Here is a 20,953-nt window from a genome sequence, read left to right on the forward strand (position 1 = left end):
TTTATTTTAATTCAAATAGCTGAATTTGGATAAGTGCTGGAGAGGTTCGATGTAGCGGATAATCATTAACAAGGGGCTGGAATTGATAAAACACTAAGTTTATTTATTTTTTAGCCATATGCTTTCAGATATTAAAATGCCTTGTTTGACCAGATATGACCAGTAATTGAGTGAACCACCAAGAGAGCGAATTTTCTGACCATTGTTGTGCTTTAGATATCTTCTTTTATAACGTCGGAGCCGTAGTAAATATGGGAAATTATCTGTTAACCGAAAAAATAAAGCGGTACGGAGGGCACCGAGTACCGATGTACCAGGGGTATTGTTCCGTTAATACTCAGAATTTAAATTTATCCAAAAGTGAAAGGTGTCAGAACTCAAGCCATGTCATATCAGTTAATCTTCCTGCAATCACATGAATCACATCTCCATGCCTTTCCAGAATACCTCTTACCTTAAGCAACTTGGCAGAAATAAAAGGAGTATTTTGTGCTCTTGCGGTCGATTGCCAAACCACTAAATTAATACTTCCGCTTTGATCTTCCAGTGTAATGAAGGTGACACCTGATGCCGTTCCCGGTCTCTGTCGACACGTCACCAAGCCTGCAACAGTAACAACACTGCCGTGCCTGACTTTATGCAAATCTTTGGCTAAACAATGTTTACCGAGCTTCTGTGCCTTGTCCAAAAGAGCGATTGGGTGTTGGCCCAGTGTCAGTCCCATTGAAGCAAAGTCTTCTAATGTATTCTCGCCCTCAGTGGGTGATGGCAGCCTGATACTATCCTCGTCTTGATAATATGGCGTTTTTTCATGAACGGGCAGAGATGAGCATTCATCAAGAATATGCCACCTTGCATTGTATCTATCGGTATTGAATACCTGAAATACGTTTGCACTTGCCAGGGTTTCAAGTTGCTGATTACTGATTATGGTCTTTAACTCAGCGACACTTCCATACCCAGACAGGGGACGATGCATGATGAGTTTTTCTATCTTTTCTATCTGTAAGCCCTTAACAATCCTGAAACCCAGCCTGATTGCTGCTTTACCCTTCTCGAGGACACATTTATGTTGCCATTCACTTTTGTTTATACACACAGGAAGACAAATGACACCATGCTTGCTGGCGTCCTGAACAAGCTGGGAGGCGGAATAAAAACCCATGGGCTGGCTGTTAAGTAAACCACAATAAAATGCAGCAGGATGATAGGTTTTAATCCACGCTGACACGTAAGCAAGGATGGCGAAAGAGGCACTGTGAGACTCGGGGAAACCATATTCGCCAAACCCCTGAATCTGCCTGAAGAGGCGGTCAGCAAAATCTGTGCTGTATCCTCGGGCAGTCATTCCCTCGACAAGCTTATTTTTAAATTTTGTCAGCTTTCCACTCCGTTTCCAGGCCGCCATTGCTCGTCTGAGTTGATCCGCTTCGCCTCCGGTGAAACCTGCGGCGACCATAGCCAATTGAATCACTTGTTCTTGAAATATGGGGACACCGAATGTGCGGGAAAGGACTTTTTCGACTTCAGGTGACGGGTAGCGCACGATTTCTTGCCCCCACCGCCTTCTCAGATAAGGGTGAACCATATCTCCCTGAATAGGACCCGGCCGGACAATTGCTATCTGTACAACAAGATCGTAATAAGATTCAGGCCTCATTCTGGGGAGCATATTCATCTGAGCCCGGGACTCAATTTGAAATACCCCAACGGAGTCCCCTTTCTGAAGGCGTTTGTAGACTTTCTCATCATCACCCGCTCCAGCAATACTGGCAATAGATAAGGTTTTCCCCTCCAGCTGTTCAATATACGACAGTGATTTGCGGATCGCGGTGAGCATACCGAGCGACAATATATCGACTTTTAGTAGGCCCAATGATTCAAGATCATCTTTGTCCCACTGGATGACGCTTCGGTTTGGCATTGCCGCATTCTCAATCGGCACTAATTGATGCACGGCCGGAAGATATTACAAACCCTCCTACATGTTGGCTCAGATGGCGAGGAAACCCTTGAATTTGGTCGACCAATTGAAATAGCAGCTTACTGATTGGAGAGTGGATATCCATGCCCAGTGTTTCCAATTGCTCTCGTTTGTCTAGGCCTTTATCTCTGTGATTAAGGTTTTTTATATAGTGATCGATATGAAGTTCACCAATGCCCAGCGCTCTTGCGACATCCCGAAATGCGCTTTTGAACCTGTAGCAAATAACCGTAGCGGCTATGGCGGCGCGCTCACGGCCATATTTACGGTAAATGTACTGAAAGATCTCCTCTCTGCGCTGGTGTTCAAAATCAACATCTATATCTGGTGGTTCATTCCGTTCTTTCGAAATAAATCGCTCAAAAAGCACGTTGATTTTATCTGGATTCACTGCGGATATTTCAAGGCAAAAGCAAACGACTGAATTGGCGGCTGATCCCCTTCCTTGATAGAGAATATCTTGTGACTTTGCATACTGGACAATGTCATAGATAGTGATGAAGAAAAATTCATACTCTTGTTCTTTTATCAGTAAGAGCTCTTTCTCGATGGTGCGTTCAACTTCAGTGCTGATGCCGTTGGGGAACCTGATTTTTTTGCCTTTTTCTACCAATTCTCTGAGATATTCGCTGGCGGTGAGACCTTCGGGAACCAACTCTTGTGGATACTCATATTTCAGCGTGTTGAGGTTGAAACTGCATCGTTTTGAAATAGCAATTGTCTCTTTTATCCAGTGTTCAGGATAAAGTCTGGCAAGCGTTGATTTAGCTTTTAAGCATTGCTCACTGTTTTGATGGAGCAAAACGCCACACTCTTCGAGCTTTTTACTGAGCCGGATTGCCGTAAGAATATCTTGAACAGGCTTTCGCTGTTTATCGTGGAAATGGACATCGTTAGAACACACGATAGGGCGGTTAAGTGTTGCGGACAGTTGCTCTATGTGGTCAATGTAACCTTGTTCAGCCGGAAGTAAGAGCCGTTCGGCTCCCAGCCAAAGGCGCTGGTGGAAAATGTTGCCAAGGAAATTCGCAAAAGGCCTGTTCTCAATAATTTTTGTTCTCGCAGGATACCAAATACAAAAGCAACGTCTTATGTCGCGGAGGTCTTCAGGCTCTAGCCGATATTCACCTTTGGGGGCGCGCATTCTTGTTTTGGTTATCAATGCTGATAACTCTGCATAGGCCTGTCTGTCTGGACATAGTAAGGTGAATTTTTGGTTACCAAGGGAAAACTCGCTGCCCACAATGAGTTTGATGTTGAGTTGTTTTTCTTTTATTTCAGTATGCGCTTTGATGATACCCGCTAAAGAGCATTCATCTGTCAGGGCCAGTGAACAGAAGCCCAATTCCTCTGCTTGTGAAATAAGCTCTTCGGGGTGGGAGGCACCAGTGAGGAAGCTAAAATTCGATTTACAGTGTAATTCAGCGTATTTCATTTGCTCAGAAAGGGCTGTCACATCTCGTTGCATCATGAAAACAGCCCATGCTGGAACCATTGGCCGTTGTTATCTTTGAAAACCCAGAGAATCTGACCATTTGGCTTAAGAGCGACATAGTAATCCCGTTCAACATGTTCATGTTGCCACCACCCGTGGCAAATTCGTTCAGGTTCTCCGATGATGTTGGGTTTACAGTCGAGAGGATAAGGCGTTTCATGCATGATCACGGGTCGAAACATAAGGGACTCATTTTCAGGAAGAGGATTAAATGACTGCAGAGGAGGTGTTTTAACAACAGTATCCTCGGGTTTGTGTTGGGCATCAAAGGACAGACTAAAGACAGCTTCGTCTCCAAGCTTGGCCTGAAGTAAACTCACAAGCTCGCGAGGGTCTTGTTTTGTTTCAACAGGGTCAAACAGATCTAAATTTACATGTTGTGCAGGGGTGAGTGTGTCAGCGACTAGTGTGATTTTTCTGATGGGCGAGTCGATTTTGATTTGGTCGCATTTAATCTGTGCCAAGTGCCACCACAACTCAGCCTTCTGACAAGGGGTTGCAGAAGTGAGGTAAACATTGGTCTCCGTGGATTCTGCACTTTCCAATTTGATTAATACTGAGGACGCGAATACATCCCTTAGTTTCAGAAAGGCATTAAGCTCGTTCAAAACCCGCTTGATGGGGAAAAGTAAAGCCTGAGAGTTATCGATCTCATACAGTAACTCCACATTACGAATAAAATTTTCCGGCGGGATAAAAAGATTACCTGTAGTGAGTGATTTACTGGATAGGGCTCTAAGCGTATTTGTCAGCTCTTGACCAAGCCTCTGGCCAAGAGCTTTTAGAGGAAGTTCCAGTATCTTCTTTACCGTGTTCACTCCCATTTTTTCAAGCTTTGATAATTGGCTGTTACTCAGTCCAATCTGCCTGATGCTTAATGTTTTTAACCGGGATAAAGAGATTGCTGGGTCATCGATTATTGAATTTTCTCCCGCTTGTGCGAGGTATTTGGTCGTTTCTGGATAGTGAGATATGCAGTAATTGACGTTTACATTCTGGCTTTTCAGGTGTTCAAGAATATTGTCTAAATAATGCTCGACAGAACCGTATAACAATAGCATTGGGGAAACTTTACAAATAAGGCCATTTGGTGGGTGAAGGTGGATATCTGATGTCAGGTTGTAGAGGGTTGACGCCAGCGCATGCAATCTCTTTGTTTCTTTGGAAGGCACATAATCAAATATGGTAAGTGAGCGACAGAGTGCGGAAGCGGTGGCGAGACCGGTACCCGGTAAAACGCCAGTGTCTCTGGCTTTTTGGTTTGCCTGACAGACAAGTCTATCGGTTGGGGTCAATATAGCTAATGGGCCCGTAACGACGTTATCTGAAGAGAGAGTATCAAGAAGCAACTGGGGAAAATGTAAATAAAGCCAGATCATCATCTTAACCTGAAGACATTATTAGGTTTTATGGCTAGATACCTATTAATGAACAGATCATGGTGTTGTTCCAGCCTATTCCTCAGTCGCGAGCTTTCGATAAAAACGGGAGGCAAGGGGCTGCCACGTCGTTTGAATACCTCGAACCTTATTTTGTTATCAACGGGGGATAATCTCGCCCGAAAAGGAAGGGGAAGAGAATGAGAACCATCGTTAAGACTGATGAGAAATAGCTGACAATTATTTTCGGATGCGGCAATTTGTAGCCTCCTTGCCTGCTTAAAAGAAAGCCCCTGATTCCAATAAACAGCGGCTTGGCAGCTGCCACTTTTTAACGCTTGCTCAAGCGCCCAGAGGTTCATTTTTTTCTCTGATTGGATGCATACAGTCTTGCTTAAATCCAGTCCTGCTCTGTGGAGGCAAAGAGGATGAAGATCGCCAGGGGCCGCGACCAGTAAAGATATGTGATCTTTCTTCTGAGCATTTTTCAGGGCGGGCAACAGAAGTGACAACTCTCCAAAACCAAAAAAAGGCACACAGCACTCAACGGCACCGTATTCAGGCCAACCTCCTTCCAGATACTGATCAAGTTGGTCAATACCTGTTGATACGAACCTCCGGGGTGTCTCTTGTAAGCTGCTCCCTTTCCAGACAGCAGGGTGTATTGAGCTGACTAATTTAAGCATAATCAAATAATACTGTTTATTTATACAGTATTGTAGGGGCTGGTGGAAGAGGTTTCAAGTTTGTAACAATGCTTTCAGTTGATGGTAGTCTCATTGGCCACAAAAAGGGCGGGGGAATATTGCAATCAGGCCTCTGTGATCAAATCGTCACAAGGAGGAGCACTTAACGTAAGTGGTTGTTAAAATGATAAAAAAAGAGCCACAGAATGTGGCTCTTTTTAAGCTGGGTTGAGTAATGTATTAAGTTACTTTGTTGGCTCGCTCAATATGAAAGCGATGGATCTCATGCAAAATGCGCTCTGAGATCACAGCAGTGATGACTTCATCAAATCTACTTTGTAATGACTGAATGTGAGGAATTGCAGCAGTGATGCTATCCATTTCCTCATCATCGGCTTCTATGTCCAACTCAAGGTCGTAATCTAGTGTCTCAATGAAAGGTTTCATTCTGCTCAGGATAGTTTCAATCATAAACTGATTTGAACTCAGATGATTGAGTTCTTCACGAATCATCTCCGTGATCTCATCATCCTCGCTCTCTGTTTGCCGATAACGGCTGGGGAAGTCAATTACAGATGGCATAGCAAACTCTCTATAAAAATTATTTATTGTTTATTTTGTATTTTTAGTTCTAACACCTACAACGTTAGAGCAATATGCAATAGCTTCCCATAGCAAATGCGAAAATGTGAGGTTCACTTAGCATTCTTGGTATAAAACAGATGTTTGAATTTATTTGTTGTCTTGATTTTCAGACCTTTAAGGTCTTCAATTATAGATTAAGCCGTTGTTGATTCGAGAAACTCTTTGTATTTAGTGTCTTCTTGAACAACGTGCTTAACCCACCAGTATCGCAGGAATTTGAAGAAGTCTGTTGGGTAACAGCTTGGGTCTGCCTGACATTTCATTAACACTTGATTGGCTTGTTTGATGAGCCTTTTGTGTATTTCAGAGTGAATCTTAAATCTTGGATAGTTCGTTTCCTCCAAGATATCCTCTTCCATGGTGATATGACTACTTACATAGTCATTAAACCGTTTGGCCAGTTCCTGATATTGTGGGCGTTTGGGCTCATTGGTACACACCAATAGGTAGGTCTCGTTGATGATCCCGAGTAGCATTTTATTGCTGTCGTCAAGTCTGTCGTGTCCAACAGAAAATCTATCTTGCCAGCGTATAAACTGCTTTCCTTCATCAATCTCCATTGCAGGAGGCGCCTGAGGTTCAGGCTGCTGTGGCATGCCTTGTTGAGGCATCCCCTGCTGCTGTGGCATGCCTTGTTGAGGCATCCCCTGCTGCTGAGGCATGCCTTGTTGAGGCATTCCCTGTTGCTGTGGCATACCTTGTTGAGGCATTCCCTGCTGCTGCATACCTTGTTGAGGCATTCCCTGCTGCTGTTGCATACCTTGCTGTGGCATTCCCTGCTGCTGTGGCATGCCTTGCTGAGGCATTCCCTGCTGCTGCGGCATACCTTGCTGTGGCATGCCTTGTTGAGGCATTCCCTGATTAGCGAACTGATTCATGTCTTCAGTAAACGCAATGTTACCGTTGGTTTGAAAGCCGTTCGTTCTTATAGGCTGGGTTTGATACATCGAAAAGTAATACCCTGCCTCACGCTTATTTTTTGCTTGTCTCGACAGTTGATTTATTCGATCTTGAAGCGATTGCTTGCTCACTGGCTTGACAAGAAATGCGTCTACATCAAACGAGATGCACTCTGCAATGATTTGCTCAGATGCATTTGCGGTGAGCACAATAATAGGAACATCGTGCCTGAGGCCATACCTGCCGCTTCTGATAAGGCGAAGCATTTCAAGTCCGTCAATGGGTTCCATTTGCAGATCGGTCACAACAAGGCTTGGGCTGCGATGGAAGAGCTTAGACATGGCATCAGCGCCATCGGTTGCCGTGATAGACTCTTGAAAACCAAGCGAAGTCGCCATAACTGCTATGGTGTCTCTTATCATTTCGTTATCATCGACAATTAAACAGCGCTCAAGCATTATGGCTTCGCTCCCGAAGTTTCCCTTTATTAACAAATAGCTTACCTCGCCTTTTTTTCAACCATTGATCACGGTTTTGACCGCAAAAAATAGGCGGGCTGAAGTAAACCACAGTTGCTTGTTGACTTGTTACTCATAAATATCAAAGCAAAAAATAAGCCATTAATTTCATATGGGAGAAATTAATTTTTTGGCATACTACCCGATAAACCAATAAGCAAAGTATTCGAGACAGATTCCCACCGTCGTGTAAGTAAATTTATCTATCGTTGGTAAGCCTGATAAAAATAGTGTTTTTGTTGACGGCATAAACATAGGAGAGGGAAATTCATTGTATCTTAAGACATACCAAAATAGGCGCCATAACGGAAAAAGGACGCAAAAGCGTCCTTTAAAATGTGTCAGCAATTTTGCGAAATAGCTTTATTGTAGCTTTTCTACGTTTGCCGCTTGTGGACCTTTCTGACCCTGCTCAACTTCAAATTGTACTTTTTGGCCTTCAGCCAGAGTTTTGAAGCCTTCGCCAGTGATCGCACGGAAGTGAACGAAAACGTCAGGTCCATTTTCTTGTTGAATAAAACCAAAACCTTTCTCTTCGTTGAACCACTTAACGGTACCAGTAGATTTAGACATGTTGTCTCCTGAATCAATAACTATATATTCTTTGCGCACGCGCGTTTAGCCAGAATAATGAATCACTTATGTTGGCAAATGTAGCGAATATCTTCAGGACAACTAACTTGAGGTCTAAGGTAGGGTGTAACGAAGTGTATATATTCAATTGCTGCATAAATTGCTCTATTAAACAGGCCTAGCGATGTTACCACGGATTTGCCTTTTGTCTCGCAAAAACTGCTCGTCCATGTCATTAATCGTGATGTAAAAATACCGTCGAATCTTGGACTCTAAGATAAATTTACTCACACAGTAAAAATAGACGGGTTTGACAAAAAAGAAAGTGAGTTATATCCCGCTTTTTATGCCTGTGATGCTAAATAAGTGAAAATTCATAAGAACGTCGTATCCAATAGCATATGTTTGTCGTGTAAATTTAACACTTTTCGTTACCTCACATATTTTTGTGAAGTTGGTCATGAGTCCTTGGTGTCGATAATATAGCCATAAATTAAACAGCGGTTTTAAATAATCACTTAGGTATTTACTATCGCTAGCCGCTTTTTTAAGACACTAGATATAAACAGGGTGGTTATGAAAATTGGAATTGATTTAGGCGGTACGAAAATTGAAATAGTTGTTCTTGATGATAGCGGCGAGGACATATACAGAAAAAGAGTACCTACCCCAAAAGGCGACTATCTAGCGACTCTGAATGTTATTTCGGCCTTAATTGATGAGGCGGAAAAATCTGTATCTGCAACATGTACCGTGGGTATTGGTATACCTGGTGTGTTGTCTCCTAAGACGGGTTTAGTCAAAAATGCTAATTCTGTTTGGCTGATTGGAAAGCCAATGGATAAAGACCTCGAGAGGCTGATAGGCCGTCCAGTCCGCATCGCCAACGATGCCAACTGCTTTACAGTATCTGAATCCGTTGATGGCTCTGCAATGGGACTACCTATGGTCTTTGGCGTGATCTTAGGGACAGGTTGCGGAGGTGGTATTGTGCTGAATAATTATATTCATCCCGGGCTTAACCTTGTTTCAGGGGAATGGGGACATAACCCCTTGCCCTGGCAAAATGAAGGAGACATCAAACATGCCGACGCATTCCCTTGCTACTGTGGTAAACGAGGCTGTATTGAAACGTTTATATCTGGGACGGGTTTTGAGAGAGATTTCACTTTGATAACGGGTCAAGAATTAAAAGGTGAGGCAATTATGCAATTGGCAGAGCAGGGAGATAAGCAAGCATTGGCTTCTGTATCGCGTTACCAACAAAGACTCGCTAAGGCAATTGCGAGTGTCGTAAACATTATTGACCCAGATATTGTTGTTCTTGGTGGTGGAATATCTAAAGCTGAACTCATTTACGATGGGTTGAATCATCAGGTCAGCCAATGGGTTTTTGGAAATGAATGTGAAACGCCAATAAAAAAAGCCAAGTTCGGTGATTCAAGTGGTGTCCGCGGTGCTGCTTGGCTCTGGTAAATGAGAATTACTGTTTAAAATTTCACTAACCCTTAATCTTATCGGATAGCATTTATCGCTTAGGCACTTGTCCGGGTGAAAATTAACTACCGCTCAAGGTTAAACAAATATTATTAATGCCATATTTACGACTGCCGTTTCATTTTAGATAAAAAGAAAATTTAACCTCTCACTGACCTGTTCAATTTACTCTTTCCGTCCCAGCATATGACATAGACCTTGGCGATTGTCGAATTGCAAACGTAAATGTTGATCACTTGCTCACATCACGTTTTCCAGCCACTGGTATAAGAGTCTATTCAATAACAAATTTTTTAAACCTGATATTTAGCTCACTCATTCTGGATTTTCAGCATTACCCAGAGTTGTTTTCATTTCGAATAACAGCGTGCATTTCTGTTGTATCTGACACTATCCCAGAGCTTATATCTGTCGTTAAACATTCAAGGTTATTTCAAAAAAATACAGGGACGTATTATGCAGATTTTTGAATATTTACAGACCAACCTTGCTGAGTCAGCGGTTATCATCGGAATGGTACTCCTCATCATAGAAGTCTGGCTGTTGAGCTTTTCAACCGTCATTTTTATGGCTCTCGCTATCTCGTTCATTTTGTCGGGAATAATGATCTGGGGAGGCTTGTTGCCCGAAACGTTTGGAGCAGTAGTCAGCTTCTCCCTAATCAGTTCTTTAACGCTAACTCTCGTGCTATGGCGTCCTTTGCGTCGTTTTCATCCCAGCCGTCCAATTAATTACAATATTCATAGCGATCTTATCGGGTTGACATTTACGCTGGATAAAGCGCTTGATGCTGATACCTATGCCGAAGTCAAACACTCCGGTATTAACTGGAAACTTCGACTCGGACAAAAACATTGTCCACTCGCTCTTCCTCCAGGCTCTCAGGTGAAAGTCACTCGAGTCGACGTTGGTTGCTTCACGGTTGAACCCATTAAATAGATACAGCGCGTAATTAAACACATCATGACGAAAACGAACTTTGTGTGACGGGTTATGGCTGGCGGTTTTTTCTGCGTTTGAATCCTTACAAGCTGTATTCCAAAGGTGATTTATGTCATCTTGGTGCTGCATTTCAGATTAGTAAGAGCTTGAAGGATTGGGCAATATGTCAAAAGAAAAACTGGATACCGTTCTGGTTTCAGCCGGGCGTGGGAAGCAATATTGTCATGGCTCTGTCAATGGGGTAATTCAGCGTGCCTCTTCGATTGTATTCAACACATTCGAAGAGAAAAAAAAGGCAACAGCTGGGCGAGGCACCGGTGAGTTATTTTATGGTCGGCGCGGGACCATGACGCATTTCTCGTTCCAAGATGCAATGGTTGAGCTTGAGGGAGGCGCAGGCTGTGTGCTTTACCCTTGTGGCGCGGCGGCTATATCCAATGCCATCCTCTCTTTTGTCAAACAGGGAGACAATGTTCTGATGACGGGCGGAGCATATGAACCCACTCAGGACTTTTGCCAGCATATCCTCGGAGATCTCGGTGTAACGACCACATACTACCAACCATTGGATGGCGAGAAAGTGGCTGACCTAATCACAGAATCAACGTCGGTGCTCTTTCTTGAGTCCCCCAGTTCAATCACGATGGAAGTGCCTGACATTCCTGCCATTGTCAAAGCAGCACGGGCTAAAAAGCCAGATCTTGTGATCATGATAGATAACACCTGGGCGGCTGGTATTTTATTCCCTGCCTTGCAACATGATATCGATATTTCTATACAGGCAGGCACCAAATACATAGTGGGCCACTCAGATGCCATGTTAGGGACTGCCGTTGCAAATGCCCGTTGTTGGGAAACCCTTAGGGAGCGTTCATATCTGATGGGTCAGATGGTGGATGCAGACACGGCTTATGTTGCGGCAAGAGGGCTTCGTACTCTCGGCGTTCGACTCAAGCAACATCAGGAGAACAGTATCGCTGTGGCTAAATGGCTCAGTGAGCGACCCGAAGTTGAGAGAGTGAACCATCCTGCCTTGCCGGAGTGCCCTGGTCATGAACACTACCTCAGAGATTTCCTTGGCTGTAATGGATTGTTTTCATTCGTGCTGAAAAAGCGACTCACGCATGATGAATACTGCGCTTATCTGGATAACTTCACCCACTTCAGTATGGCGTATTCGTGGGGAGGCTATGAGTCTCTGGTTCTTGCCAATCAACCTGAGGAGCTCAATGCGATCAGGCCCGCTGGCCCTGTTGATTTTGAGGGAACTCTGGTTCGACTGCATATTGGGCTTGAGGATGTCACCGATCTTATCGAAGATCTGGAACAAGGTTTTAATCGCATTGCCTAACTAGCATTGTCACGAGGGTCTGTGGTTAACCTCAACACCACAGACTTCTCCTTCTCTCAATTGTTATTGTTACTTTCCTTTTTACCTCTCACGATTCACGCGCGTGAAATCGCCAGACGTATTTTTGCAACCCCGTCATCAGAATAAAGCCTGCTCCCTCCGAATCAGCGTATCGCCAGCATTGCGAATGACCATCAGCCCAGCACGTTTAATATACAGCCGTAATTGGCGAAGCGACCGCAAAGGCACTAATTTTAAAGCATGATATTTGTTTTGATTTCGGTACGTTACGTGCGCTACTTTCGATAAAAAGGGAACACACCATGAGAAATTGGGTGAAAAACGACCCGGTCATCGTGCTTGCAGATTCAGAGCTCTCACACATTAGTTTTCACCAACAAGTGCTGTCGAACAGTGGATTCTGGCTGCGTCCAGCGACAACGAAAGAAGAGCTGGAGCCTATTCTCAACCAATTACCTGTCGATATCCTCATTCTCGGAAGCGATTTTTTATTGGAAGAAGATAAAGATCTGATGAGAGATATTTTGCTTCTGAGACGGTACGAAACCTGCCGTAACGCGAGGATAATCGTTACTGCCAACGACTTCTCTCACGAAGACAAGCAAGAGGCTTATGCTGCTGGTGCATTCGATTACATGGTGTACCCAATTCTTCCGGAGGAAATGTACGCAAAAGTTAATGCTTTCGCCCGTTCGGGATCCTCTGGTGGTACCAGCGCAATCAGTCGCAGTTTTCATACCCTGTCAGAATTGTCCGAGGAAACACCACCAGCAATCATGGAGACGCAGTCATTCGTCCATAAACTGATCCAGTCATCACTGACACCCAATCAGCACAATTACATACAAGCTATTGAGCAGAATCTAAATCGCCTCCAGATATCACTCAACAATATGCGCGACAGTGTCCAGATTAATAATGACCAATTATATTTGAGTAACTCACCGTTTGATCTGGATCTGTTACTCGACAATGTCTGCAAACGGCTAACACAGGAAGCGGTCGATCATCAGGTGGAATTATTATTTCAAATTCCTATTGAAGTACCCCGGTCACTGGTCGGCGACCCTGAAAGGCTCAGCCGTACGCTTTACAACTTATTAATTGAAGCAATCAAATGCTCACGGGAAAAAACGGTGTTTCTCTCTGTGCATGCTGAAAGTATCAATGAGCGTTCGGTGTCACTGAATTTTTCAATGATGGAAAATTGTTTGAATGATGAAGAGGGGACGCTATTTGAAGTAGTGAACAGAGTGGGATCTGCACTGACCGATCCGTCGGAGTCATTGAACATGTTCATTACCAGTTACATGGTCCAAACGATGGGCGGTGAGCTTTCTTGTATCGAGGAAGACAGCTGTAAAGGCATGAGTCTTAATCTCACACTGCAACGCTCCGTTTCTATTGACAGTAATGAGTGTGCCGTTTCAGTGGATATGTCAGGTCTACAGGTGTTGTTGATTAACGATAATGAGGGTTCTCGTGTCGCTCACCAGCAACTGCTGGAAGACATGTCGTTTCATTGCGTGGGTATGGACAGTAATGACGATGTTCTGGCCTTTCTTGATTTGGACGGCAATGATAGCGCTAAGACCTCAAATATCGACCTTATTTTCCTCGATGCACATTTACAGGGTGAAAATAGCGAGTTACTCATTGAAAGGTTGGAATCGCTGGATGATCCAAACAATTTTCCCCCCATTATTGTTACGCAAAATCGCAAAGTAAATTGCCCATTCAATTTTGCAGACGCTCAGTTGATTAAACCGCTGTCAGCATCCTCGATATTCGACTGTGCGCTGTCTGTCATGGCGAATCACTTACCCGCACAACATCCTCGCATAAAGGCAGCATTATCGACTGACTCCATGGAGATCAACGGGGCGGGTCTCCGTATCTTATTGGTTGATGATATGCCAATTAATCAGAGAATCATCCATCAGATCCTTAGCGAATATGCCTTTGAGATCGACTTTGCAGGGAATGGTGAGGAAGCCGTGACTGCCGTCCAAAATAGCCCAGATAGATACGACGCTGTATTGATGGATTTGGAAATGCCTGTAATGAATGGTTATGAAGCAAGTCGGATTATCAGGACCATGGTTGACGCAAAAACACTGCCCATATTAGCAGTGACAGCAAACAACAATGATGCAGATAAAGAACGTTGCTTTGAGTGGGGGATGAATGGGCATGTAGGAAAGCCGATTGATGTAAACACCCTATTGGGGACGCTAAGTGATCATCTCGATTTGACGGAAGACAAAAGCGCCGCCCGCAGGAACCTTGAGGGTAATAAAACAGAACCCGCGAAAGACTTGTTTGTCGATATGCGAAAAGGTGTCCACCGCCTGATGGGTAACCAGTCATTGTTTGTTAAGTTGCTCGGAGATTTTTTCCAGTCTGGTGTTGAAACTCAGGACATGATCAATGATGCAATCAACGAGGGGCGGCTGGATGACGCCGCAACTCACTGTCATACCTTGGTTGGGCTTGCTGGTAATCTCTCCATGCAACCGCTGATGAGGTCAAGTAAGTCGCTCCGTCAGCGACTGATGACGGGAAAAGATTTCGTCACTCAATTGGACAGAATGCAGGACACTTTTGAGAAAACACTCGCTGAGGTAAGCAGTATCATGCTCGCTAACAGCGAGGGGAGTGGACTGGACAGTGATACTGCCGCACTTAAATCAATCGCAGATCAACAAACCGACTCCGCTATACCGAGTAAAGAGGAAACAGAAGACAAATTTATGGAAAAACTGCGTGTTTTGAATGAGAGGATCGTTGCTAAACGTGAAGCTGCAGAAAACGATCGTTTTTACGTAGATATGCTCGGATTTGAAGATGACTTGTCCCTGACTCCATCGGGTAAAAATGTTCAGAAAGTTGAGCGCAGCAACCAGCAAAAAAAACGTCAGCCAAGAAAGCCGACAAATAAGCGCTCAAAATAAGCTCAACAAGGAAAGCGCCGTAATGAGTTGCGTTAACGAGTTGCGTTGAAGACAGCAATGCGTAGCGGGCGAGATCAGATTTTCAGGTTGCACTGATGCTGATAGTTCCAAACGTAATTTGAATTGGATTACCTATTTTTTGGGTTGATTTATGCTCAGAAGGTTTCAGAGGGATGTTGTTTGAAGAATATATGCCTAACGTTATTTTGCGCAGTTATTGTTGGCTGCGCGTCCAAACCTTCGCCATGGGTGACAGTATATGGAGAGCCTGCAGCAATGGATGCGGTAGAGCAGGCGCAGAAAACCTGCCATTGGGATAAATCTGTTGATGGTTACATTGAAGAATTGGACGGTCGGGAATTTTGGCAAGACGGTCAGCTAGACAGCGAATTCCAGACCCTCTATAACGATTTACATTATTGTATGTTTACGCAGGGATACACGACGAAAAACACCCTAAAGCAGTTGATACCATTGATGGTTAAACTCGCGGCAGATCAGATAAACCAGACGACTCCTTTGAACATCTCTGAAGAAGTGCGACTTGACTCCGCTGCCAACAAGGCTAATGAGCTTCAGCTTACTCACACGCTGATAGAGGATGAGATTGACGATATTGATGTGCCGCGTTTCACCAGCCTGTATCAAACTGTTGTGTTAAATAATGTTTGTAACGCAGAACAAAGCAAAAAGTTGCTTCGAAACGGTGTTGTATTCAGCTATTCCTATTATGACCGTAACGGGCAGTTCGTCGCAGATTTAAAAGTGAGCGAGGGAGATTGTTAATCCTCGTATAAACACGGCGTAGAATGCACTGTTGAACCCAGTATCAGACTCACCTTGTCGACGGTGAGAAGAAATTAACGCCTTTCTTTTAATTGTGAGCGATAAGATTATGACTCGCTCGCTGCTTTCATTCGCACACGTATCAGTGACTACTTGTGATGTTGTGTTTTCATATTGAGCTGGATTGTCTTGACCAGAACGAGCAATTTTTGTTGAACGTGAGGAAAAAAGACCCCCCTCGAAAATATTCTATTCTCAGAGAAAAACACCCATAAGCTTGTTGATTTTTCTATACATAAACGAGTAAAATGCTCGTCCTATAAAAGCCTCGCTTTTACATCTTTTCAATCGAAAAACCACAGAGCTTAATAGTTGTCAGGTTAAGTAATGGGAATGCCAAATAATTCATGCATTCTTGGAGCTGGACTCACCCCGCTGACAAAACACTTCATCGTTTCATTATCTTTTGAAGCTTGATGTAAGTGTCTTCATTCAAACAACTTATTATTGGTCTAACCCACTTACTATCATACCTTTCTATGAGGTTTGTCGGTGCGTGGTATTCAAAAATTGCTATCGACAAACGTTAGGGTATAGCCAGATAGGTTGTCTTGTTCACTCTGAAGATTTGAAACTTCAGTTACTCATAAAAATAAAGGATATGTGATGCAAAACTCTCCAGTCACAGAGCGTGGCTTTCGATTTTTGATGATTATGATCTTTTTGGCAGCGGCTATCGAGACTGATATTTACTTGCCTTCTTTTCCAGACATTATGACGGCATTTAATACCGATGAAATAATGGTCCAGCGCATTCTGAGCTTTAACTTTCTTGGCGTGTGTATCGCATCATTATTTTACGGGCCAGCTTCGGATGCATTTGGCCGTAAAAGGGTTTTAAATGTTGGTTATTTTCTGTTTGTACTTGCCAGTTTTGGTTGCACTATTGCGCCCAACATTGAGGTGTTGATTGCCCTGAGGTTTATTCAAGGCTTTGGCAGCGCTGCATGCTTTATTATTGGCACTGCGGTCATCTTTGATCTCTTCAAGGCTGAGAAAGCGGCAAAGATGTGTGCTGACCTGAGTACTCTAGTGGTCAGTTTGATAGCCTTTGCGCCAATGCTTGGCGGTTGGATTAATATCCAGTTCAACTATCACTACAACTTCCTGTTTATTGCCGTCTTGAGTTTGGTTACTGCTCTGATTTGCTATTTTTATTTACCAGAGTCGCTGCCGGAAGAAAAGCGTCAGCCACTAAAGGTAGGGCAGGTTGCCCGTAATTACTTAACGGTATTAAAAAATGGCAGCTTCTGGGCTAATACACTGATTTGTGGAATGATATTCGGCAGTTATATGGTGTTTGTTTCCAGTATGTCGCTGGTGTTCATCAACCACTTTGGTATTGATAAAGAAGTATTCCCTCTTTTCCAATTTGGTATTCTTGCCTCATTCGTATTGGCAAGCATTAATGCGAGTCGGTTAATGGAGAGGGTAGGCTTAAAAACGCTGAGAAATGTCGGATTTGGTATATCTCTACTCGCTAATTTGGCACTGTATATGCTGCCTGATATTTGGCAGGAAAATGCCTATGTGGTGACAGGTTTGATGGCTATCTTTGGCGTTGGGGCGGGTCTATGCGGTGGTATTTTCTTCTCTGCCTCAATGGAAGCTTGTCCAGAGCATACTGGTATCAGTTCGTCATTAGTTACATCGATCAGATTGGCATTGGTGGCAGTGCTGGTTGATATCAGTAGCAAATATTTTGACGGTACCCTTGCTTCGGTATTTACCGTAATGACTGCTTGTATGGCGTTTTCATTGGTGGTCTTTGTACTCCATGAGCGGAGCAAATCGACGGCTGATTTCGTTGAAGCCGAAACGTGATAATTAGGCGGTAAAAGAGAGACTCAGGTCTAATGCCGATCAGTTAAGGGATAAATAATCGGCTGAACGATCAAACAAACGACTTCTCAAGGCTCTACGTTTTCAAACTTAGAGCCTTTTATCTTGCAGTTAACCACAGCTCTCACACTCGCCAATACCACCCGGTAATATCTTGCAACACCACTCCTGTCACCAACAATGTCGACAAAAGAGTTTGGCGTTGTACGCAACGACAGTGAAAGCGTTCCGCTTACTATTTGATAAATCGCCGTATATTCAATATCAGTATGTTTTGTTTTTTCAACGAGCCGAACGCGACAGGCTGAACAAAACAGACAAAGACATAAACAGCCACAAAACATATACCGGGATGATTTTATAAATCTACGTCATCATCTTTTTTTCGTTTTATGAACAATAAGTGCCTTATCTTTCGGAGTTTCGTCGGCAATTGTTAATATATTTTTATATTCTCAGCCAGTTCACACGCCGCTTCTCTTGCCTCTTCAAACGAATCATATGCCTCACCTTTTTCATCATAATATTTTTCTTCACCTATGAATTGAATGACAGCAGCCATGACTTTGCCCTCACCACTCTCACAGTGCACGTCCAATACGGTGACCATTCGGTCACCACTCAACGCGTCTTTCATAAAATCATCAGATAAAGTGACTGCTGAGGGCGTGGCTAATAGTAGCGCGATGGTTGTTTGATAAATAAAACGCATGAATCCTCCTTTAAATTTACTTACGCAAAAATTCCCAATAAAGAAAACTGTTTTCGCTTTTTTATTCTTCAGTTTAACTGCCCCACCCAAGTGACCCGGTAACCTTACGCTCAGCCTTACTCTGAGTGAAAATAGCCCGCGGTGCAGGCTATTTTTTGGGTTTTTACTGTGGCTTAGGCATCACGTAGGTGTTGAGCTTTTCTTTTGCCTCTTCTGTCGGCATCTTCAACAGTCGCGTGGCAACCCTCTCTCCACCACAAATTATCTCTGCTCTTGATGGCTGAGAAGACGTTTCAATGTTGACCTGGAATTGGTTCATTTGTGTTTCAACCAATCGATACCGAGCCAGTTCAAACGTTTTCAACCCACTCGCTGTTGTCACTTCAAGGTGGCAATCATCGGGCAATCTTGTCGACAATTTATCCTCCGGGTAAACCATGCCATACGAGCCATGCAACGCAGGATAAATATAACTGGTAAGCTGCTTGTCTGGATCGAAAAACCCTACCAGCGTAGTAACAGGAACACCGAACCGGATTGGCTTGCGCGGCTTCGTTGTATCAGGCTCATCGGTTAACTCCGCCCACGTCTTTCCGTCTGATTGATATATTTTTGAAAAACCTTTGTTAAGTTCAACGGTCCCGCCATTGATATGCAGTATGGAGGTATAGCCCGCAGAATGCTGAACCAGAACGACTTTTTCTTTATTTTCGGCTGACGCCGCAGGGATATGAATATGTCGAGTCCATTTACCATCCCAAAAGTGCACGCTGACGCCGTCATATCGCGCAATTTTACGGGCAACAGAGGCTTCATCTGCGGCAGCCGGAGGGATAACTGCGTACGTTTTAACTGGCACCCTATGCTCCCATTCACGCATGGTCTGACTGTCGCTGTCCCACTTCATAAAGCCTGTTGATGATGCCTCAGAAAATACGGCTTTTTCTTCAAGGAAGTCCTGAAGGAACTGGGCGGAAAAAGGCGTATGCAGCGTGAAAGCATTGAACGAAGGCACATGCGGAGAGCCTCCTCCCATTGGATCATCACCAAATCTAAATCTAAGAAACGGGTCTTGGCACAGTCCCTGATAGCAGGCCTGTCCACCAATAGATTTGTGGAAATTTGCCATAAAGATATTGTTATCGCTGTCCCAGCCCCACGTTGAATTGACTTGGTCAGCGGGTCTATGCACTGAGCCATTAAATCCGCCCGGATAATGCCAGAGGTCATAGTTATGTCCAATCTCATGACTCCACTCATTTCCAATACTGTAGTCAAGTGTCACCATCCCCGATCCACCAGAGCCGCCGTGTACGACAGGTCCATTTTTGTATACACCGATAGTGTTGTGTGCGGTCATCTGTGCCACGGTGTATGGGTGCCTCTGCCGCGTTACGTCAGAAACGTTAATGCCATAGTTTGCGTTATTTATGCCAAGTGAAATCAGCGTTTTTCCTATCACTTCGCGCATTGAACCTGTATGCCATCCGCCGCTATCTGGCGCTTTATCTTTCAGCAACCTACCGTCAGCCATCATAATTTCTTTAAAATGCTGCGGCTCATAAATCGACACCACTAAACGACTGGTTGGTATAGTGTGGAAATACTGTCTGGTATGCTCCTCGTCATCCTGAAACCTGAATTCACCCCGATTTTTTGTCAGCATGCCAACGTCAATGGTATGTATTAACACCTCTGTTGGCGCACCCACTTTAATGTCATTGAGCGTTCCGGTTGTTGAAGCCAGGTCGGAATCGGCATGGGAGAAACGAAGAGACATGCCGGGTTTAATAAGTTCTGCAGGGATCGACGCCGACCAGAAGTTTTCACCATACTTCACCTTAGTCAGCTCAACATCCGCGCTAGATAACCAAACTCCCGCGTAATTGACAAAAACCTTTGTGGTATTGGTACGCAATAGCGCACTTGATTGGCCATAGAAAATGGTTGAATCATAGCCAGCTGATGATTGGAAAACTATTTTCTTACCGTCCAGCTCCTTGGAGCTCGGCAGGTGGAACGACCTCCGCCATCCACCGTTGTAGGTCGAGACTTTTACTGTATCGGCCGTTTCGAAGATTTCCAGAAATTTGGCCTCATCAAGTTCACTCAGTGCTGCTTGTCCTGGCACTGTCGCGTCGAAGCTTGATGGAAGGTCAAAATCGGACATGCTCCCGCTCCACGCAAAATCTGCAGACACTTCCAGTTGCCCGGCAATTAGGGGAAGCCAGCGAGGAGAATCCATCGGGATGGATAAACGCGCCTGACCCTCTCTGTCCAACACCTGCATCGTCAGCGAGTCCCCTGACCCTGCGACTTTGTCTGGCTTCACCATAACGAGTGTTTTTCGGTTCCCGACTAGGTGTGGTTGAACGTCGCCCTGAATGTGGTTTCCGGCAGGAATGATGGAATGCTGGGCAAAGAGCACGTAGGCACTCAGTTCTCCGTCTAAATCATTAAAGCTGTTTTCATTAAACGCAATATAGCTTTCATGTTTAATGGTGTGACGGCCAGCTTTCGTCTTGTCTAATGGAAACTGGTCATCTTCGTCAGCAACCCCATCACCATCGTCGTCATTGTCAGCGTTGTTGCCGACACCATCACGTCC

13 protein-coding genes and 1 pseudogene are annotated in these 20,953 nt (G+C 44.2%); 6 read left to right on the forward strand and 8 right to left on the reverse strand.

From position 1 onward, the window contains the following. Positions 1-370: 370 nt before the first annotated feature. The 6 genes and pseudogenes from A8L45_RS11700 to cspE form a co-directional block, all read right to left on the reverse strand. A pseudogene (locus A8L45_RS11700) lies at positions 371-3,419 on the reverse strand (error-prone DNA polymerase). 32 nt (positions 3,420-3,451) lie between these two features. After that, entirely contained in the window at positions 3,452-4,861 is a 1,410-nt protein-coding gene (locus A8L45_RS11705; protein WP_068902441.1) for a Y-family DNA polymerase, read from the reverse strand. After that, positions 4,858-5,544: a translesion DNA synthesis-associated protein ImuA gene (gene imuA / locus A8L45_RS11710; RefSeq protein ID WP_068902443.1), complete on the reverse strand. Its 687-nt coding sequence runs from the start codon at positions 5,542-5,544 to the stop codon at positions 4,858-4,860. The genes A8L45_RS11705 and imuA overlap by 4 nt, the downstream gene beginning before the upstream one ends. 240 nt (positions 5,545-5,784) lie before the next feature. Continuing rightward, on the reverse strand, positions 5,785-6,126 hold the full coding sequence (locus tag A8L45_RS11715; RefSeq protein WP_068902445.1) for a hypothetical protein: 342 nt from the start codon (positions 6,124-6,126) through the stop codon (positions 5,785-5,787). A 197-nt stretch (positions 6,127-6,323) separates the two neighbouring features. Then, entirely contained in the window at positions 6,324-7,547 is a 1,224-nt protein-coding gene (locus tag A8L45_RS23835) for a bacteriohemerythrin (RefSeq protein ID WP_245680707.1), read from the reverse strand. 423 nt (positions 7,548-7,970) lie between these two features. Next, on the reverse strand, positions 7,971-8,180 hold the full coding sequence (gene cspE / locus A8L45_RS11725; protein ID WP_068902447.1) for a transcription antiterminator/RNA stability regulator CspE: 210 nt from the start codon (positions 8,178-8,180) through the stop codon (positions 7,971-7,973). Positions 8,181-8,756: 576 nt separating this feature from the next. On the opposite strand from cspE, the gene mak reads away from it, so the two are divergent. From mak to A8L45_RS11755, 6 genes are all read left to right on the forward strand, one after another. Beyond that, positions 8,757-9,656, forward strand: a complete 900-nt coding sequence (gene mak / locus A8L45_RS11730; protein WP_068902450.1) for a fructokinase — start codon at positions 8,757-8,759, stop codon at positions 9,654-9,656. 477 nt (positions 9,657-10,133) lie between these two features. After that, the gene (locus A8L45_RS11735; protein WP_068902452.1) at positions 10,134-10,616 is read left to right on the forward strand and encodes an NfeD family protein; all 483 of its coding nucleotides are present in this window, start codon (positions 10,134-10,136) and stop codon (positions 10,614-10,616) included. 166 nt (positions 10,617-10,782) lie between these two features. Next, complete coding sequence (gene metC, locus A8L45_RS11740; RefSeq protein ID WP_068902454.1) at positions 10,783-11,970, forward strand: cystathionine beta-lyase; 1,188 nt, start codon at positions 10,783-10,785, stop codon at positions 11,968-11,970. A gap of 323 nt (positions 11,971-12,293) precedes the next feature. Then, positions 12,294-14,945, forward strand: coding sequence for a response regulator (locus tag A8L45_RS11745; protein ID WP_068902458.1), 2,652 nt, complete (start codon positions 12,294-12,296; stop codon positions 14,943-14,945). 180 nt (positions 14,946-15,125) lie between these two features. Continuing rightward, the gene (locus A8L45_RS11750) at positions 15,126-15,731 is read left to right on the forward strand and encodes a hypothetical protein (RefSeq protein ID WP_139122366.1); all 606 of its coding nucleotides are present in this window, start codon (positions 15,126-15,128) and stop codon (positions 15,729-15,731) included. 666 nt (positions 15,732-16,397) lie between these two features. Then, a complete protein-coding gene (locus A8L45_RS11755; protein WP_068902462.1) occupies positions 16,398-17,615 on the forward strand; it encodes a multidrug effflux MFS transporter in 1,218 nt (405 codons plus the stop codon). A 454-nt stretch (positions 17,616-18,069) separates the two neighbouring features. Here the strand turns inward: A8L45_RS11755 and A8L45_RS11760 are convergent, their stop codons facing one another. Then, on the reverse strand, positions 18,070-18,435 hold the full coding sequence (locus A8L45_RS11760; RefSeq protein WP_139122367.1) for a hypothetical protein: 366 nt from the start codon (positions 18,433-18,435) through the stop codon (positions 18,070-18,072). 73 nt (positions 18,436-18,508) lie between these two features. Then, positions 18,509-20,953 (reverse strand): M66 family metalloprotease (locus tag A8L45_RS11765; protein WP_068902467.1); only part of this gene is annotated, 2,445 nt, incomplete at its 5' end.

It is taken from the genome of Veronia pacifica (assembly GCF_001707825.1).
GTDB lineage: Bacteria > Pseudomonadota > Gammaproteobacteria > Enterobacterales > Vibrionaceae > Veronia > Veronia pacifica.

Coding starts and splice junctions, on each gene's coding strand:
- imuA (WP_068902443.1), bottom strand. CDS start 5,544: ATGCTTAAATTAGTCAGCTCAATACACCCTGCTGTCTGGAAAGGGAGC.
- A8L45_RS11715 (WP_068902445.1), bottom strand. CDS start 6,126: ATGCCATCTGTAATTGACTTCCCCAGCCGTTATCGGCAAACAGAGAGC.
- A8L45_RS11755 (WP_068902462.1), top strand. CDS start 16,398: ATGCAAAACTCTCCAGTCACAGAGCGTGGCTTTCGATTTTTGATGATT.
- A8L45_RS11745 (WP_068902458.1), top strand. CDS start 12,294: ATGAGAAATTGGGTGAAAAACGACCCGGTCATCGTGCTTGCAGATTCA.
- A8L45_RS23835 (WP_245680707.1), bottom strand. CDS start 7,547: ATGCTTGAGCGCTGTTTAATTGTCGATGATAACGAAATGATAAGAGAC.
- mak (WP_068902450.1), top strand. CDS start 8,757: ATGAAAATTGGAATTGATTTAGGCGGTACGAAAATTGAAATAGTTGTT.
- metC (WP_068902454.1), top strand. CDS start 10,783: ATGTCAAAAGAAAAACTGGATACCGTTCTGGTTTCAGCCGGGCGTGGG.
- A8L45_RS11735 (WP_068902452.1), top strand. CDS start 10,134: ATGCAGATTTTTGAATATTTACAGACCAACCTTGCTGAGTCAGCGGTT.
- A8L45_RS11705 (WP_068902441.1), bottom strand. CDS start 4,861: ATGATGATCTGGCTTTATTTACATTTTCCCCAGTTGCTTCTTGATACT.
- cspE (WP_068902447.1), bottom strand. CDS start 8,180: ATGTCTAAATCTACTGGTACCGTTAAGTGGTTCAACGAAGAGAAAGGT.